Annotated in this window: 17 protein-coding genes; 4 read left to right on the top strand and 13 right to left on the bottom strand. The window is 41.6% G+C overall.

Features of this window, described 5'->3' with window-relative positions; translation table 11 throughout:
* Positions 1-15: 15 nt before the first annotated feature.
* Both CRO16_RS00135 and CRO16_RS00140 read right to left on the bottom strand, forming a co-directional pair.
* Entirely contained in the window at positions 16-1,452 is a 1,437-nt protein-coding gene (locus tag CRO16_RS00135) for a peptidylprolyl isomerase (protein WP_394341383.1), read from the bottom strand.
* Positions 1,427-2,284, bottom strand: coding sequence for a peptidylprolyl isomerase (locus tag CRO16_RS00140; protein WP_097054336.1), 858 nt, complete (start codon positions 2,282-2,284; stop codon positions 1,427-1,429). Before CRO16_RS00140 ends, CRO16_RS00135 begins: the two co-directional genes overlap by 26 nt.
* Before the next feature lie 153 nt (positions 2,285-2,437).
* Here CRO16_RS00140 and CRO16_RS00145 point away from each other — a divergent pair, with 153 nt between their 5' ends.
* Both CRO16_RS00145 and CRO16_RS00150 read left to right on the top strand, forming a co-directional pair.
* Positions 2,438-2,689 carry a hypothetical protein gene (locus CRO16_RS00145; RefSeq protein ID WP_097054337.1) on the top strand — a complete coding sequence of 84 codons (252 nt, stop codon included), beginning with the start codon at positions 2,438-2,440 and terminating at the stop codon, positions 2,687-2,689.
* A 67-nt stretch (positions 2,690-2,756) separates the two neighbouring features.
* Entirely contained in the window at positions 2,757-3,266 is a 510-nt protein-coding gene (locus tag CRO16_RS00150) for an OmpH family outer membrane protein (RefSeq protein ID WP_097054338.1), read from the top strand.
* A 358-nt stretch (positions 3,267-3,624) separates the two neighbouring features.
* Here CRO16_RS00150 and guaB read toward each other — a convergent pair whose 3' ends face one another.
* The 7 genes from guaB to CRO16_RS00185 form a co-directional block, all read right to left on the bottom strand.
* Positions 3,625-5,097, bottom strand: a complete 1,473-nt coding sequence (gene guaB, locus CRO16_RS00155; RefSeq protein WP_097054339.1) for an IMP dehydrogenase — start codon at positions 5,095-5,097, stop codon at positions 3,625-3,627.
* A gap of 184 nt (positions 5,098-5,281) precedes the next feature.
* Positions 5,282-5,776, bottom strand: coding sequence for a hypothetical protein (locus CRO16_RS00160; protein ID WP_097054340.1), 495 nt, complete (start codon positions 5,774-5,776; stop codon positions 5,282-5,284).
* On the bottom strand, positions 5,776-6,297 hold the full coding sequence (locus tag CRO16_RS00165; protein ID WP_097054341.1) for an FMN-binding protein: 522 nt from the start codon (positions 6,295-6,297) through the stop codon (positions 5,776-5,778). Before CRO16_RS00165 ends, CRO16_RS00160 begins: the two co-directional genes overlap by 1 nt.
* An 88-nt stretch (positions 6,298-6,385) precedes the next feature.
* Entirely contained in the window at positions 6,386-7,552 is a 1,167-nt protein-coding gene (locus CRO16_RS00170) for a porin family protein (RefSeq protein WP_097054342.1), read from the bottom strand.
* Positions 7,553-7,679: 127 nt separating this feature from the next.
* Positions 7,680-8,543, bottom strand: coding sequence for a hydroxymethylglutaryl-CoA lyase (locus tag CRO16_RS00175; protein WP_097055714.1), 864 nt, complete (start codon positions 8,541-8,543; stop codon positions 7,680-7,682).
* A gap of 272 nt (positions 8,544-8,815) precedes the next feature.
* Positions 8,816-9,433: a LysE family translocator gene (locus tag CRO16_RS00180; RefSeq protein WP_097054343.1), complete on the bottom strand. Its 618-nt coding sequence runs from the start codon at positions 9,431-9,433 to the stop codon at positions 8,816-8,818.
* Positions 9,433-10,452: a quinone-dependent dihydroorotate dehydrogenase gene (locus CRO16_RS00185; protein WP_097054344.1), complete on the bottom strand. Its 1,020-nt coding sequence runs from the start codon at positions 10,450-10,452 to the stop codon at positions 9,433-9,435. Before CRO16_RS00185 ends, CRO16_RS00180 begins: the two co-directional genes overlap by 1 nt.
* Before the next feature lie 110 nt (positions 10,453-10,562).
* On the opposite strand from CRO16_RS00185, the gene pepT reads away from it, so the two are divergent.
* Complete coding sequence (gene pepT, locus CRO16_RS00190; protein ID WP_097054345.1) at positions 10,563-11,828, top strand: peptidase T; 1,266 nt, start codon at positions 10,563-10,565, stop codon at positions 11,826-11,828.
* 141 nt (positions 11,829-11,969) lie between these two features.
* Positions 11,970-12,563 (top strand): YdeI/OmpD-associated family protein, encoded by a 594-nt coding sequence (locus CRO16_RS00195; RefSeq protein WP_097054346.1) that lies wholly within the window; start codon positions 11,970-11,972, stop codon positions 12,561-12,563.
* Positions 12,564-12,913: 350 nt separating this feature from the next.
* Here CRO16_RS00195 and yajC read toward each other — a convergent pair whose 3' ends face one another.
* The 4 genes from yajC to CRO16_RS00215 all read right to left on the bottom strand — a co-directional run bounded on the left by yajC (position 12,914) and on the right by CRO16_RS00215 (position 15,856).
* Entirely contained in the window at positions 12,914-13,207 is a 294-nt protein-coding gene (yajC, locus tag CRO16_RS00200) for a preprotein translocase subunit YajC (protein WP_097054347.1), read from the bottom strand.
* A 23-nt stretch (positions 13,208-13,230) separates the two neighbouring features.
* Entirely contained in the window at positions 13,231-13,683 is a 453-nt protein-coding gene (locus tag CRO16_RS00205) for a DUF1573 domain-containing protein (protein ID WP_097054348.1), read from the bottom strand.
* A 49-nt stretch (positions 13,684-13,732) separates the two neighbouring features.
* Complete coding sequence (locus CRO16_RS00210) at positions 13,733-14,671, bottom strand: transcription antitermination protein NusB (RefSeq protein WP_097054349.1); 939 nt, start codon at positions 14,669-14,671, stop codon at positions 13,733-13,735.
* A gap of 87 nt (positions 14,672-14,758) precedes the next feature.
* Positions 14,759-15,856 (bottom strand): Glu/Leu/Phe/Val family dehydrogenase, encoded by a 1,098-nt coding sequence (locus tag CRO16_RS00215; RefSeq protein ID WP_097054350.1) that lies wholly within the window; start codon positions 15,854-15,856, stop codon positions 14,759-14,761.
* Between the last annotated feature and the right edge of the window lie 2 nt (positions 15,857-15,858).

The raw sequence follows: 15,858 nt of genomic DNA on the forward strand, positions 1-15,858 counted from the left end.
TGCTTTACTTCAAAATTACTTTTTTAACCAGTTACTTGTATACTCGCAATCACGATACTGTCCATTCACCCGTACATAAGTTTCACTGATCTTCTCTTTTTGCCATTTTTCAATGGCTTTAAGCTGCTTATCTCTTAGTGCCAGCTCCCTGATTTTATTATAATCCTGGGCATAATTGGCCTCATGTTCCGGGTAGCGATTAATCACCGTGATGATCTTGTAAAAAGGTCTTCCTGTATTATCCTGATCTGTGAGCACATTTGAAACCTGTCCCTTTTCAAGACTCACCACCTGCTCATACAAAAGAGGATCTATTTTGGTAAGTTCGAATCTGGTATCTCCTGTAGTAGGATTGATCAGTTTTCCGCCACTCTCTCTTGTTTCTGCTTCATCTGAAACTTCCTTCGCAGCTTCAGCAAAAGTGATCTCCTTATTGTTGATCCTTTCTCTTACTTTCTGGATCTCCTCTAAGGCTTTTTGCTTGGTTTCTTCACTAACATCCGGAATTAGAAGGATGTGCCGCACATCAACCTGCTGACCACGGATTTTATCTACTGTAAGAATGTGGTAACCGTATATGGTAGAAAATGGTTTACTTACTTCTCCTTCCTGTAAAGAAAAGGCTGCATCTTTAAATTCCTTTACAAAAGGATCATTTCGTGATAAGGAAACTTTACCTCCTGATGACCTGGAAGAAGTATCGTCTGAATATAGCACCGCTTTGGTAGCGAAACTTGCACCATTTTCAAGAACATCTGCCCTCATTTCATTTAAACGAGCAATGATCTCATCTTTCTCCTGCTGCGGAATTTCGGGCTTAACTACGATCTGGGCGATCTCAACCTCATCTCCAAAAACCGGGCGCTCTTCTTCAGGAATGCTTGTAAAGAAAGCTCTAACTTCTTCCGGAGTGATCTCTACTCCTTCTACGATTTGCATTTGCATTTTAGAAGCCAGTTCGTTCTGTTTTACGATCTCGAACAATTCACTTCTAAATTCGGCTTCATCCTCTCTTTTGTAAAATTCCAGCACTTTTTCAAGGCTTCCCACCTGTTGCACCATGTATGCCAGTTGTTGGTCAATACGTGCATTGATCTCGGCATCGGGAACAATAATGCTATCCTGTACCGCATGGTGAGCATAAAGTTTGTCTTCCATTAACCTTCCTGCCAAATTGCAGTTGGTAACATCTGCGGTAGACACGCCCTGACTTTGCAATTCCAAATACATTTTGTCAATATCACTTTCTAAAACAACGTAATCCCCAACTACTGCGGCAACCCCGTCCACTTTAAATTTCCCTGTGCGGTCCTGGATCTCAGTTTTAATGTCAGATTCTATATCAATGGAAGTACTGTCTGTAACGATCACCTCCTGGGCCTGTAATGACCCCGCAAGTAAGGTGAAGAAAAGGATTGGGGAAAAATTATTTATATATCTCAAAATTGTCATTTTTAATAGCATCTTGTGTAATGTCTTTTTCTAATTTTTTAATAAGCTCCAGTTTTCGTCGGTTAAGCAGGATCTGTTTTATGCCCGGCAAAGAGTATTCCAAGGGAGCTTGTTCGTTGCGTAATTTAACATCTTCAACAGAGATCAAATATACTCCTAATGAATCTTCAAGTTGCAAAAAATTCTTATTTTTTAGAAAATCAGGAAAATCCTGCGGGTTCAAAGGTCTTATCTTATCATAAACCTGCTTGGTTTTTACCCATACCGAATCATTTAGAGAATAGGAATTGAAATGAATGGCCATGTCAAGCAAAGCCTGCTTGTCTTCATCATTGAACCGGCGAAAAAGGGTTTTAATATTTTCAAAGTCATTATTGTTCTTTGTAATATTGATATAGCGCAGTTTTACAAGATTTTCATTCAGTAGAAAATTCTCTCCGTGCTCCTCATAATAGGCTTCGGCTGCAGCCCTGCTTATGTTTGTGTCCAGCTCCCGCGCAACAATAGCATCGGTATAAGCCTTGGCATAAAGTTCATTTTTGTAGTTCTGTACCAACCTGTCAAATTCCGCCTGTTGTTCACTGCTTAAATTGACTCTGGCCCTGTCAAGTAAAAGTTTTTGAGTAGCCCAGCGATTGATGAAATTATTTACCAGGAGAGTACTATCATCCGGAGAGGTATTTTCAGAAATGAGCTTAGCCACATCTTCCCTGTATAAATAGGAGTCGTTCACCCTTGCAACAACTTCTTTTTCTTCGGGTTCGTTTAAAAAACCGCAACCTGCAAAAATAAATAGCAGCAGCAAAACGACAATTCCTTTTCTAATTCTCAATGTAACTTAAGGTATTATAGATTGGCAAAAATAAGAATTCCTGCCTGTTTACCAACCTCCTGTAAAAACGATTAAGAGCGGGAAAAATTATATTTTTGAGGATTATTCAAAAAAGCTAATATTTCCCTTCTCTGCAGAAGCTAAAAATATTCTATGACCGAAGAAAGAAAACTAAAACTCATCTGGGATTTCAAAGGGCCCGATGCCAATATTACCGCCCGCCATCATGCCGCACATCTAAAAGATTTCATTCGGATGAACGATCTTTCCATGAATATCGTAAAAGTGGAGGAACTCTCTCCGGCCCATTCCATTGCCTATCTCGTGGTTACAGATGCTGAAATGCCTCCTGTAAGAGATGCTCTAAAACCACACCGTGGGCAGCTATATGAGCCGAAAGATTAAATTTATATTATTAAAATCTTCATAAATACCTCTGCTCCTTTATATTTGCGGAAATCAAAACGAAATCATGAAAAAATACTTTTTAATTTTCAGTTTAGCCATGGTGAGCTTTTCGGCGATGGCACAATCCAAAATAGGAACCATAGATGCCGAATACATTCTCAATCAGATGCCCGAAATGACTGGCGTCAATGAAGGAATTCAGACCTACAACCAGGAGCTTCAAAAAGAACTGGAGACCAATGTTGCCAAATATGAAACTCTGGTAAAGGATTACCAGGCCAATAACACAACTTTTTCTGAAGAGGATAAAAAAGCAAAAGAGAGCGAGATCATTGGTCTCGAAAACGACATTAAGGGCTTTAGACAAAAAGCCGGCGTTATGATGCAAATGAAGCGTAATGAATTAACGCAGCCGATTTACGAAAAGATCAATGCAGCGATGCTGGAGGTGGTCAATGAGGAAAATTTTACCCAGATCTTCCATGCCGGCGGAACCAGCCTTGCTTTTTCAGCCGAAGAATTTGATATTACTATGAAGGTCTTGAAGAAGCTTGGGATTGCAGTAAAGGAATAATTTTAGTGGTCAGTGGTCGGTGGTCAGTGGTCAGAAGTTTTCAGTTACCAGTTACCAACAATTTATGTAAAATAAAGGGTCTCCAAAAATAACATTTTTGAGACCCTTTTTAATTTACTCATTCTTTCTGAGGCCAAGTCTATTCAACCTGCTGAAGAACTACAGAATCTATATTTTGCCCCTACGAAATTTTGTTTTACGGCTACCGATTTTTGGTCCCTACGGAACAAAAACGGAGTTGGCGCGGATTTGCAATCCGTGCCGAATCAATTCCATTTTCAACCGCCGACTGCCTGCTAAGCACTGCCAACTCAAAAACGTCTTGGTTCTAGTCTCTTGGCTCTTGGCTCTTCAAAGACTATCTACTGTAATTCGGAGATTCTTTTGTTATGGTTACGTCGTGCGGGTGGCTTTCATTGATTCCTGAAGCAGTGATCTTAATAAATTTTGCCGACTCCTGAAGCGTTTCCACATCTTTGGCACCACAATATCCCATTCCGGCTTTTAATCCGCCGATGAATTGATGGATGCTTTCGTAAAGATCTCCTTTATATGGTACCCGTCCTACAATTCCTTCGGGCACTAATTTTTTGATATCATCCTCCACATCCTGGAAATACCGGTCTTTAGAACCTTGTTTCATAGCCTCCACAGATCCCATTCCGCGGTAGGATTTGAATTTTCTTCCTTCGTAGATAATGGTTTCTCCCGGAGATTCTTTGGTTCCGGCAAGCAAAGATCCCAGCATCACAGAATCTGCTCCGGCGGCAATAGCTTTCGGGATATCCCCGGTGTACCTGATACCTCCATCGGCAATCACCGGTACTCCGCTGCCTTTAATGGCTGCTGCCACTTCAAGCACAGCAGAGAATTGTGGAAAACCTACTCCTGCTACCACTCTTGTTGTACAAATAGACCCGGGACCGATTCCCACCTTCACGGCATCGGCACCCGCTTCTACAAGATATTTTGCAGCTTCGGGAGTTGCGATGTTCCCCACCACAACTTCCAGATCGGGAAATTTCTTTTTCACCTCTTTAAGAACCGTAACCACTCCGCGGGTATGGCCGTGAGCCGTATCGATTACAATAGCATCGACTCCTGCATTCACCAAGGCTTCAGCTCTTTCAACTGCATCTCCGGTCACGCCGATGGCGGCTGCAACTCGAAGCCTTCCGTAAGTATCTTTATTGGCAATGGGTTTTTGGGTAAGTTTCGTGATATCTCTAAAGGTGATCAAACCTACCAGCTTATCTTCTTTATTCACCACCGGCAACTTTTCGATCTTGTTTTGCTGTAAAATGCCTTCGGCCTCCTCCAGAGAGGTACCTTCGGCTACTGTGACAAGATTTTCAGAAGTCATTACTTCCGAAATTGGCCGGTTGTTATTCTTTTCAAACCGCAGGTCACGATTGGTCACAATTCCCAGGAGCTTCCCATCCTCATCTACAATGGGAATTCCACCAATGCTATGCTCCCGCATATTTTCTTTGGCATCTCTCACCTTTGCAGTAATGGGAAGAGTTACCGGATCTATGATCATTCCACTTTCTGCACGTTTGACCTTTCGCACTTTAAGGGCCTGTTCTTCAATAGTCATATTTTTATGAAGCACACCAATTCCTCCTTCCCTCGCAATTGCAATTGCCATACGGGATTCGGTCACCGTATCCATAGCTGCGGAAACTATAGGCACGTTGAGGGTAATGTTGCGTGTAAATTTTGACTGGATGTTGACCTCGCGAGGTAGGACTTCTGAAAAGGCAGGGACTAAAAGTACATCATCGTAGGTGAGTCCTTCGCCCAGTATCCTGGAGTTGTGTGCGATCATGGCAATTAAGATTTAATTGCGTGCAAATATACAGACTATAAATTACAAGCAGACAATTAGTTTTACTAATTATTTGCCATTCCTGGAATTATACAGGGTTCTGGCCGAAAAAGCAGAGTTTTAGAGGGTCAAAAACCTAAACGGGAAATAACATTTTTGGGAAGTTAACTATATGAAATTAATTCTAATTCCCCTTTTTGAAGAGCAGCTGGTAAAGCACTATGACCGCTGATGCTGCAAAACAAAAAGTCATTAGAATACCTGAAACTAGCACCAGGTATTTTACCCATTCTATGCCTTTCCAGACAAAATAGATCCCTCCAAAGGTGAGTAAAATGGAGAAGAAGGGTTCCAGGATTAGAAAAAATTTCAGTTTTTTAGGTAATTCTGCAAATAAAAGTATGCTTCCTAATAAGAAGAAAATAAAGGACATTGAGAGGATATGGGTGTGTATGATGGTGAGCATCTCCCGTTCTCCTTTTTCAAACTTCATCACCGCGGCATCAGGATCATCCTCATTCCCAAGATAATTTTCCTCAATACCCTCTGGAGTTGTAGTTTCTGTTTGCCCTACAAACAAAAGTCCTGTAGCATAGCCAACTGAAAGTACTACCACAAAAACAGCAAGAAAGGATTTAATTTCCTTCGGAAGGCTTAAAAGAAGACCGTTGTACCGCATTAAAGAACCTTATTTTCTTTTAAGATCTCAATACTTTCCAATAGATCTTTCACAGCCATTTTCATTGAACGTACCGAAATGGTAGCCCCGGAAATTGCAGCGATATTATTTAATTCTGAAGGTTTGGATTTTCCCACAAATTGCCTAAGCCATCTTTTGCTTCCAATTTCTCCTCCATATTCCTCCCTGTACACTAAAACTTTGGTACGTGCTATAGAAAGATCTTTGTTCAGGATGACCAGGTAATCAAATTCAGCAGTTTTACTGGGTGCTTTATCCAGGTATGCATATCCAAGGATTTTCTCTCCACTCTTAAGCCGGAAGAAATTCTCTTCAGATATTTCTGAAGGCAATTTTTCCTGGAGTTCCTTTCTAATGTGTACTCCTTGATGTTCAAAGGAGTTCACCTGAAACTCATCCTCTATTTCACGATCTACTCTTTTTCCCAAACCATCGGAATTGAAAATTATTCCGGTTAAAGGTATTATTAGAAGGATCGTGATGAAAAATTTCTGGATCATTTTGCAAATTTAATTAATTATAACAGATTTGAATAACGCCGAAAGCCGGGAGAAGGTCTCCCAACTTTCAGCGTTTTTCATCTCCTGTTTAGAACCAAACTCCTATTCCGAAGTTCAGTTGGTTTTTTGCTTCATAGCCTTCAACAGCATTATCCTTAATCTGATAATCCCCTTTAAATACTACTCCTGGTACAATATGATAGCTCAACCCAAGAGTTATATCATTGCGGTCATAAGCAGGATTCTCAACAAGGTCACCTTCGGTGGCTGCATGAGTGTCGTAATCCTCATATCGTGCAAATGCAAACAGTTTCTGTTTGTTCATCAACGGCAGCAGGTTGTAGGCAGCTTCAGCATACCATCCTGAAAGAGCACTTCCAAGGTCTCTTCCGGTAAGGTCGTTATATGCTTCAGTATCGCTTAAGGAAGCGTAAATATATTCTCCCCTGGCAGTAAAACGTTTGTACACATAGCGCGCATCCAAACCTACCATAGACATGCCTACATCTGCTCCATCAAGCATATCCACTTCGTCTGCAGCCTGGGTTCTTCCAAAATATCCGGCTAGACCGAGTCTCATTCCTAAAATTCCGTAGTATTCAACTTTAGCAGAAAGATTGGGAGTATTGACTGTGGACTGAATTCCTTTTTGGCGACCTCCGCGAAGTCCGCTGCTGCCACCAATAAGGCCTTTACCACTTGCATCGGTAGATTTAAAGCCGTTGAAAACATATGCCTGATAGGTAAGGTTGGCCGAGTTGATCCTTCCCGTAAGACCAAGACCAATCTCTCTCCAGGTAGTTGGAATGATGGAACCGGCAATTGCAGGACGCTCCACGCCATTGAAAGTAGTTGGCTCGTGATATTCGTTAATAATACCCATAGGCACTAACATTAAACCAGCACGAAAATTAATGTTCCTGGCAAAATTATAATTCACAAATGCCTGCTCAACATAGACTTCTTCGACATGTTCAAATTCTATTTCAGTAAAGAACTGAACCTCATCATTGAACTGGTAACCCAACAACATCACAAGACGTTGTACATCCAGTTCCCCGTTGTCACCTTCAGGTTGATTATAAGTGATCTCTCCATAAGCTCCAAGGGTAACAGCATCTTTATTGGCCGAAAGCACGCGTTGTGCAGAGTTTAATTGATATTGGGGGTCAAAAGTGATAGAATCCTGCTCGGTTTGTGCAAAAGAATTTAATGAAGTAGCTGCCAAAGCTACCGAGAGTAATAGTTTTTTCATCGGTGGTTTATTTAGACTGATTTAAAATAGTGCTGCAAATATAGAACTGTGAATATTTTTAACACATTTATTTAGACCAATTTTAAATACTTTTTTTTGATACCAAATGAAGAAAGTATTGGTAATTCTAATGATAGATGCTGAAGATCTTCGTGGCCTCGTTGTGAGAAGCTTCGAAACTCATCATTTTCACATTCGTATCGCTCTTTTTGGAAGTAAAATAAGATAGTAACTTTTCGGTAGGCATATTTCCTGTGAGTTCATCCTTGGCCATTGGGCAGCCTCCAAAACCCTGTATAGCCCCATCAAATCTTTTACAGCCGGATCTATAAGCCGCATCCACTTTTTCAAACCATTTTGTGGGAGTAGTATGTAGATGTGCCCCAAATTCTATTTCAGGATATTTTGGGATCAGGTTGGAAAAAAGGTACTCAATGACCTCAGGAGTAGAGCTGCCAATGGTATCTGAAAGGGAAAGGATCTTCACTCCCATTCCTGAAAGTTTTTCTGTCCACTCCCCCACAATCTCCACATCCCACGGATCTCCATAAGGATTTCCAAAACCCATGGAGAGATATGCGACGACTTCCTTATTCGTTCTTCCGGCAATATCCAGGATCTCCTGCAGCGTTTCCACAGATTCAGCAATAGTTTTGTGAGTGTTTCGCATCTGGAAATTTTCCGAAATGGAAAACGGGTATCCCAGATACTGAATTTCGGGATGTTGAGCTGCATCCTGCGCCCCGCGAGTATTGGCAACAATAGCCAGCAGCTTGCTTTGAGTGCGGGAAAGATCAAGCCGGGAGAGTACTTCGGCCGTATCTGCCATTTGCGGAATGGCTTTGGGAGAAACAAAACTTCCGAAGTCAATGGTATCGAATCCGCAGCGCAAAAGAGATTGTATGTACTGAACTTTTTGTTCTGTAGGAATAAAGGTTTTTATTCCCTGCATCGCGTCCCGTGGACATTCAATGATCTTAATGTTCCCCATAGGCCAAATATAGAATTTAGAATTGAGATATGAGAATAGAGATATGTTTTGAACATCGGCACGGATTGCAAGGATTCCGGATTCAAGATTCAAGATTCAAGATTCAAGATTTAAAATTCAAAATTCTTCTGCCAAAATCCGGGAGGTCAGCACTAAATATTTTTGAGACACGGCACGGATTACAAATCCGCGCCAATGAGGCCTTAAGCTAACGGCCAACAGCCAAAAGCTAACAGCTTTTTCTCAATACTCAATACTAACTACTAACTACTCTATACTAATATAAATATCCCTATTCCTACAAACACAATTACCTGCAACCATTTAAAAACCAAACCTGAAGCGGGATGTTTTTGCAGGTAAACAGAGATCTTGCCGGCGAGGATGGCAACTGCAGAAAAAATGAGAAAGGCCTGCAGCATAAATAAAAAACCAAGGATATAGAACTGGTAAATGGTATTTCCTTCAGGATCCCAGAGAAAGCCGGGAAAAAAGGCAAGGAAGAAGATGGCAACTTTAGGATTTAAAACGTTCATTAAAAATCCTTTTTTATAAAGGGAAGTCAGCTCCTTCTTTTGTTCGGTTGCAGGTTTATCGACATGGATGGAAGGATCACTTTTAAAGACTTGCCAGGCCAGGTAGAACAAGTATCCCGCACCTAAGATTTTAATGAAAAAGAATAAATTTTCAGACTGCCTTATAATGGCTGAAACGCCAAATGCCACTAAACTGGTATGAATAATAATTCCCGATACCAGTCCCAGGGTAGTAACTATGCCATGCTTCTTGCCGTTGGTCATTCCCTGCACCAGAACATAAATAATATCGGGGCCGGGAGAAATCGTAAGCAGCATGGCTGCTGCAAGAAATGCTATAAGTTCCCCGGCCACTATGAGCGTTTTAAAATTTCCTTATTGATCTTTTTCACCAATTGTGGTCCTTCATAAATAAATCCCGTGTACAGCTGCACCAGGCTTGCACCCGCTTCCAGTTTTTCAATGGCATCTTCGGGAGACATGATCCCTCCCACCCCAATGATCGGAAAAGCTTTGTTGCTTTTTTCGGAAAGGAATCTGATCACCTCTGTGGCACGCTTTGTAAGAGGTTTACCACTGAGGCCGCCGGCCTCCATTTGATCCGGGGAAGTCAATCCTTCCCTTGAAATTGTTGTGTTTGTTGCAATTACCCCTGCAATCCCGGTGTCTTTGATGATATCTATGATATCGAGCAGTTGAGAATCCGTAAGATCTGGTGCTATTTTAAGGAGGATAGGTTTGGGAGCAGGTCGCTTCAGGTTTTCCTGCTGTAAAGTGTTCAAAAGCCTGGTAAGCGGTTCCTTGTCCTGCAGCTCCCTTAGATTGGGTGTGTTGGGAGAACTCACATTCACCACAAAATAATCTACATGCTCAAAAAGGGCATTAAAGCAGATCATGTAATCATCTACGGCATTTTCATTGGGAGTGACTTTGTTTTTTCCAATGTTTCCGCCAATTATGACCCCATCATTCTTTTTAAGTCTCTCAACCGCCTCAACCACACCTCCATTATTGAAGCCCATCCTGTTGATAATGGCCTTGTCTTCCCTTAACCTGAAGAGTCTTTTCTTTTCATTTCCCGGCTGCGGCTTGGGGGTAAGAGTTCCAATTTCTATAAAACCGAATCCAAAATTCGAAAGTTCTTTGTATAGCTTTGCATCTTTATCAAAACCTGCAGCCAGTCCCACAGGATTTGGGAATTTAATTCCGAAGACTTCCCGTTCCAACCGCTTATCCTCTACTACAAATTTCTCCCGAACAAGTTTTTGGCTTCCGGGTAGCAGGAACAGCTTGCGAAGTGCAGAAAATGTGAAATAATGCACCTTTTCGGGATCAATATTAAAAAGAAGCGGCCTAATTATTTTTTCGTACATGAAGCAGGTTTTGAACAAAATTAACACAATGCGACATAAAATAGCAGGAAAAGTCAAAAGGTTTTGAAGCTACTTTTTATATCGCTATTTTTGGGAAAACTTCAGCAAAAATGACCAATAAAGAAGCAATAATAGATCGCTTTTTAAGCTATGTGAAAATAGATACGCAAAGCGATGAAACCAGTGATACCACCCCCAGTACAGAAAAACAATGGGATTTGGCAAATAAACTTCGGGAGGAGCTGCAGGAGATGGGAATGCAGGAAGTAACTATTGATGAAAATGCTTATGTAATGGCCACGCTCCCTTCCAATGTGGAGCATGAGGTGCCGGTAATTGGTTTCGTATCACATTTTGATACGACTCCCGATTTTTCAGGAACAAATGTGAATCCGCAGATCATTGAGAACTACGACGGAAAAGACATAATTCTGAACAAAGAAAAGAATATCATCCTGTCTCCGGATTATTTCAGCGATCTGCTTCAGTATGAAGGCCAAACCTTAATAACTACCGACGGAAATACCCTTTTAGGCGCCGATGATAAAGCCGGTATTACTGAAATTATGGAGGCAATGAAATATCTGCTGAACAATCCGCAGGTAAAGCATGGGAAGATCCGTATTTGTTTTACGCCCGATGAAGAAATAGGACGAGGGGCACATAAATTTGACGTAGAAAAATTCGGGGCCGAATGGGCTTATACCATGGATGGCAGCCAGGTAGGAGAACTGGAATTCGAAAACTTCAACGCTGCAGGTGCCGTTGTTAAGGTCAGCGGAAAAAGCGTGCATCCGGGATATGCAAAGGACAAGATGATCAACAGCATGTATATCGCCATGGATTTCATCAATTCCCTACCGCGTTTGGAAACTCCGGAGCATACCGAAGATCGTCAGGGCTTTTTCCACCTCAACGCCATTGAAGGAGATGTGGAGGAAACTACCTTACATTATATCATACGGGATCATGACCGGGAGCATTTTGAGGCCAGGAAACAAATGATGCAGGATCTTGCCGGAGAGATCTGCAACCAGTATGAAAGAGATTGCGTGACGGTGGAGATCAAAGATCAATATTTCAACATGCGTGAAAAGGTGGAACCGGTAATGCATATTGTAAATATTGCTGAAGAGGCGATGAAACAAGTAGATGTTACGCCCATCATCAAACCTATACGTGGCGGAACCGATGGCGCACAATTAAGCTTCAAAGGACTCCCCTGCCCAAACATCTTCGCCGGCGGACATAATTTTCACGGAAAATATGAATATGTGCCTGTTGAGAGCATGCAGAAAGCGGTGGAGGTAATAGTAAAAATTGCAGAGCTTACGGCTTCCGGGATTCAAAATTCAGAATTAAAGATTCAGGATTAAGTAAGATAAATGACGGCACGGATTGAAAATCCGCGCCGATTGTTTTGTTGATGAATTTGAACCTTTCAGGGTTTTATACCATGAAAGGGTTATTCCAAGACGTACCAATTAGCTAATAACCTCTAACTAATTAACCAACTCATGGCGGTAAAGTCAGCAGAAGAATATATTGCAAAACATCCCGACTGGGAAAGCGAGCTAAGGGAACTTAGGGAGATGATCCTCACTACAGATGTAGAGGAGACAATTAAATGGGGAGCTCCAGTGTATACGGTGGACGGCAAAAATGTATTAGGCCTTGCGGCATTTAAGCACCACGCCGCTATCTGGTTTTTCCAGGGAGCACTTCTAAGAGAGAATACGGCACTTCTTGAGAATGCACAGGAAGGGAAAACCAAAGCCTTACGCCAGGTGCGGTTTGAAAAAGGTCAAAATATCCCCCTGTCGCAGCTGCGGAAGTATGTTGAAGAAGCTATACAGAACCAGAAGGAAGGAAAAGAGATAAAACCGGTTAAAAATAAAGAGGTAGAAGTGCCGGAAGAGCTATTGACAGAATTTTCCAAAAACTCCGAGTTAGCATCGGCTTTTAAGAACCTAACTCCCGGTAAACAACGGGAATATTGCGAATATATTAGAGAAGCTAAAAGAGACAGTACAAAAATGAGTCGTTTGGAAAAGATCATTCCCATGATCCAGGCCGGCAGCGGATTACATGACAAGTATAAAAATTGTTGAAAAAACCCTTTCAGGGTTCGGAACCCTGAAAGGGTTACTACAACCAAACCTCATAGGTCTTGAAGACCTGTGAGGTTTTTTTGATCGCAGGTTTCAGAACAAGGTTTCAGCCATTAGGAATTCCCCCCTTTGATTTAAGGAAAAGCATCAACCCCAGACCTGCAAGGTTTTCAAAACCTTGTAGGTCACTTTTTATAGTAAAACCTACGAGGTTAAATAAAAGACTTTTAGGTTGGCAGGATCAAATAAAGCTCCGTTAGGAGCCATAGGTTGGCAGCACCGCAGGTGCGACAACAAAAAAAAAGCCCCACGCGATCGCGCAGGGCTTTTTAATGTTGATCCTTTGGGATCTATTTTGTTTCCTTTACAGGTTCATTCAGTTTTCGGCTCATCTCCATAGAAATGGAAGACCTGTCAAAAGTGATCTTTCCTGCTCCGGTTTCTATAATTACTGCGTTTTGTTTTTCGCTGAAATCAATTATTTTACCGTGCATTCCGCTTTTTGTTACAATCCTGTCACCTCTCTTAAGTTCGGATGCGAATTGTTTTTCTTGTTTAGCACGTTTCATTTGAGGGCGTATCATAAAGAAATACACCACTACAAACATTAAAATAATTGGGGCAAACTGGGTTAATTGATCCATATGGGTCTATGCTATGCAGGGTCCTAAGACTGTGCTTTAGGCTCTACGAAAGCTTTAATTTTTAATTGTTCTTTTCCGGTCTCTGTATTGGCAGTAATATTTACTGTTTTAGTTACCTGATTTTGTCCGGAACCGTTGAATTTCACTACCATTTCTCCTGTTTCTCCCGGAGCGATAGGATCTTTGGTCCAGGTTGGAACAGTACATCCGCAAGAACTGGTAGCGTTAGTGATCACCAATGGAGCTTTCCCTGTATTTGTAAAAGTAAAGGTGTGCTCTACGTTAGTTCCCTGTGCGATAGTTCCAAAGTCATGCTCTGTTTCTTCGAAGCTGATCTCAGGATAAACAGTGGCCTGTGCATCACGCACTGCAGCTTCTTCTACGTTTTCTGCCTGTACTTTGTCTGCTGCATTGTCCTTGCAGGAGGTGAAATTAAACGCAGCAACCAGCGCTAATAATAAGATTCCTTTTTTCATGATTTACAATTTATAGTTAAAGTGGATAAAATTAAGAAAATTTACAGGACTACATAAGACCCCTGCCCATTTTGTTCAGTTTGCCGTTCTCCCTGTACTCCTTAGAGAGTTTATCAAGGATACCGTTGATAAAAATACTACTTTTAGGGGTACTGTATTCCTTGGCAATTTCTAAATATTCGTTAATAGTGACCTTTACCGGAATTGATGGGAACTTCAGGAATTCACAGATGGCCATTTTGATCAAAATAGTATCGAGACCTGCAATTCTTTCCTTATCCCAATTAGGTGTCTTCCCCTCCATTTCGGCTGCTAAACTGTCATCATTAAGCAAGGTCTTCCTGAAAAGCTGAATGCCATACTCTTTGTCCTCATTACTTTTAAAAAGCCTGGTAAGTGCCTGCTCCTTCCCGGGAGTTGCTTTTTGCAACATTTTTACTATTGCGGTATTGACAAGCGGCAGGTCATCGATCCAGGTGATCTTCCTGTCTTCAAGATAATCGTAAAGTTTTTCGTTGGGAGCAATAACTTCTTTAAAGATGGAAATCAAAAAATCTTTATCCTCTTTAAAAGTTGAAGTTCGGGTAGACATGTAATTCCGGAAGATGTCACTTTTCCTGATCTCAGACCACAGGATCTCCACATATTCATCGTCATACTTCCAGTTATTAAGCTTACGGGTTTCCAATGCTGCCCGTAATGCCTCATTATCACTAAGCAGAGCGATCAATTCATTGTTAACGAATTTCCTGTTAGGATCAACATCTTCTTCAGAAGGCAAATGTTTTTGCTGGGCTTTCTCCAGGTAATCCTCTACATGATCCTTAATCTCTACAAATAAATCAAGCATTAAAAGATACAGGTCATACATCTCATCCATGCTCTTGAGAAGGAATTTCTCTTCAAGATTAAGATTATCATTTTCACTCTGTGAATACGCGTACAACGACTGCATTACTTTAACCCTGATATGTCTTCTGGTCAACATAGCTGTAAAAGAACTTTAAAAAATTAGGGCGAAAGGTCTTTTCCTTTCGCCCGGCAAAAATACTATTAAATTAAAAAACCGCTGGGGTTATTTACTATTTTTTCTGTCTGCAATTCTCTGCTGTGCCACCTTAAGTGCAGCTTCATGCGTTGAAATATCATTAACTTCAGCCGAGTTAAGGATTTCAAGGGTAGTATTGTAGATATTCTCGGTCTTTTCCATGATCTCCTTCTTTCCGTAGCCTTCGAGTTCTGCGTAAACATTGATGATCCCTCCCGCGTTGATCAGAAAGTCGGGAGCATAAACGATGTTCTTTTCCCTAAGAACTAATCCGTGTCTCCTGTCATCTGCCAGCTGATTGTTTGCAGCTCCTGCGATAATATCCACTTTAAAGCGCTCAATGGTGTCATCGTTAATCGTAGCTCCAAGAGCACATGGCGCATAGATATCAACATCTGCGGCATATACATCGGCACCACCATAGATCGTGGCGTTATATCTATCGCGGATCTCTGTTAGTTTCTGCTGATTTATATCACTAATGATCACCTGTGCACCTTCTTTGGTGAGGTGGTCTACAAGAGATTCACCAACATGACCGATTCCCTGTACAAGAACGCGTTTTCCCTGCAGGTCATCGCTACCGTACCTATACTTCGCTGCAGCTTTCATCCCCATAAAAACCCCGTAAGCAGTAATGGGAGAAGGGTTACCCGCGCCTCCCTTGCTTTCTGAAATTCCGGTAACATAAGGAGTCACTTCCCGCACGGTATCCATGTCGGCAGTTTCCATCCCTACATCTTCAGCAGTAATATATTTTCCGCTTAAAGAGTGGACAAATTCTCCGAACCTACGCATAAGTTCAGGCGTTTTCTGAGTTTTTGCATCGCCAATAATGACAGCTTTACCACCTCCCAGATTGAGACCGGTGACAGCACTTTTAAAAGTCATTCCGCGGGAAAGGCGCAGTACATCATTAACGGCATCCCATTCACTCTGGTAGTTCCACATGCGCGTTCCACCTAAAGCAGGTCCCAAAACTGTGTTATGGATCCCGATAATTGCCTTTAATCCTGTATCTTTGTCGTTGCAAAAAACCACTTGTTCATGGTCATCAAAAGAAAGCTGCCCAAAGACCGGAGCGGCTTTTTTAAGTTCATTTGCCTTTAGAACATCCACTGTCATAA

The organism is Salinimicrobium sediminis (genome assembly GCF_900215295.1).
Taxonomy (GTDB): domain Bacteria; phylum Bacteroidota; class Bacteroidia; order Flavobacteriales; family Flavobacteriaceae; genus Salinimicrobium; species Salinimicrobium sediminis.

Coding starts and splice junctions, on each gene's coding strand:
- pepT (WP_097054345.1), top strand. CDS start 10,563: ATGACCAATAAAGAAGCAATAATAGATCGCTTTTTAAGCTATGTGAAA.
- yajC (WP_097054347.1), bottom strand. CDS start 13,207: ATGGATCAATTAACCCAGTTTGCCCCAATTATTTTAATGTTTGTAGTG.
- CRO16_RS00135 (WP_394341383.1), bottom strand. CDS start 1,452: ATGACAATTTTGAGATATATAAATAATTTTTCCCCAATCCTTTTCTTC.
- CRO16_RS00210 (WP_097054349.1), bottom strand. CDS start 14,671: ATGTTGACCAGAAGACATATCAGGGTTAAAGTAATGCAGTCGTTGTAC.
- CRO16_RS00145 (WP_097054337.1), top strand. CDS start 2,438: ATGACCGAAGAAAGAAAACTAAAACTCATCTGGGATTTCAAAGGGCCC.
- CRO16_RS00185 (WP_097054344.1), bottom strand. CDS start 10,452: ATGTACGAAAAAATAATTAGGCCGCTTCTTTTTAATATTGATCCCGAA.
- guaB (WP_097054339.1), bottom strand. CDS start 5,097: ATGATCGCACACAACTCCAGGATACTGGGCGAAGGACTCACCTACGAT.
- CRO16_RS00205 (WP_097054348.1), bottom strand. CDS start 13,683: ATGAAAAAAGGAATCTTATTATTAGCGCTGGTTGCTGCGTTTAATTTC.
- CRO16_RS00165 (WP_097054341.1), bottom strand. CDS start 6,297: ATGATCCAGAAATTTTTCATCACGATCCTTCTAATAATACCTTTAACC.
- CRO16_RS00195 (WP_097054346.1), top strand. CDS start 11,970: ATGGCGGTAAAGTCAGCAGAAGAATATATTGCAAAACATCCCGACTGG.
- CRO16_RS00215 (WP_097054350.1), bottom strand. CDS start 15,856: ATGACAGTGGATGTTCTAAAGGCAAATGAACTTAAAAAAGCCGCTCCG.
- CRO16_RS00175 (WP_097055714.1), bottom strand. CDS start 8,543: ATGGGGAACATTAAGATCATTGAATGTCCACGGGACGCGATGCAGGGA.
- CRO16_RS00160 (WP_097054340.1), bottom strand. CDS start 5,776: ATGCGGTACAACGGTCTTCTTTTAAGCCTTCCGAAGGAAATTAAATCC.
- CRO16_RS00170 (WP_097054342.1), bottom strand. CDS start 7,552: ATGAAAAAACTATTACTCTCGGTAGCTTTGGCAGCTACTTCATTAAAT.
- CRO16_RS00150 (WP_097054338.1), top strand. CDS start 2,757: ATGAAAAAATACTTTTTAATTTTCAGTTTAGCCATGGTGAGCTTTTCG.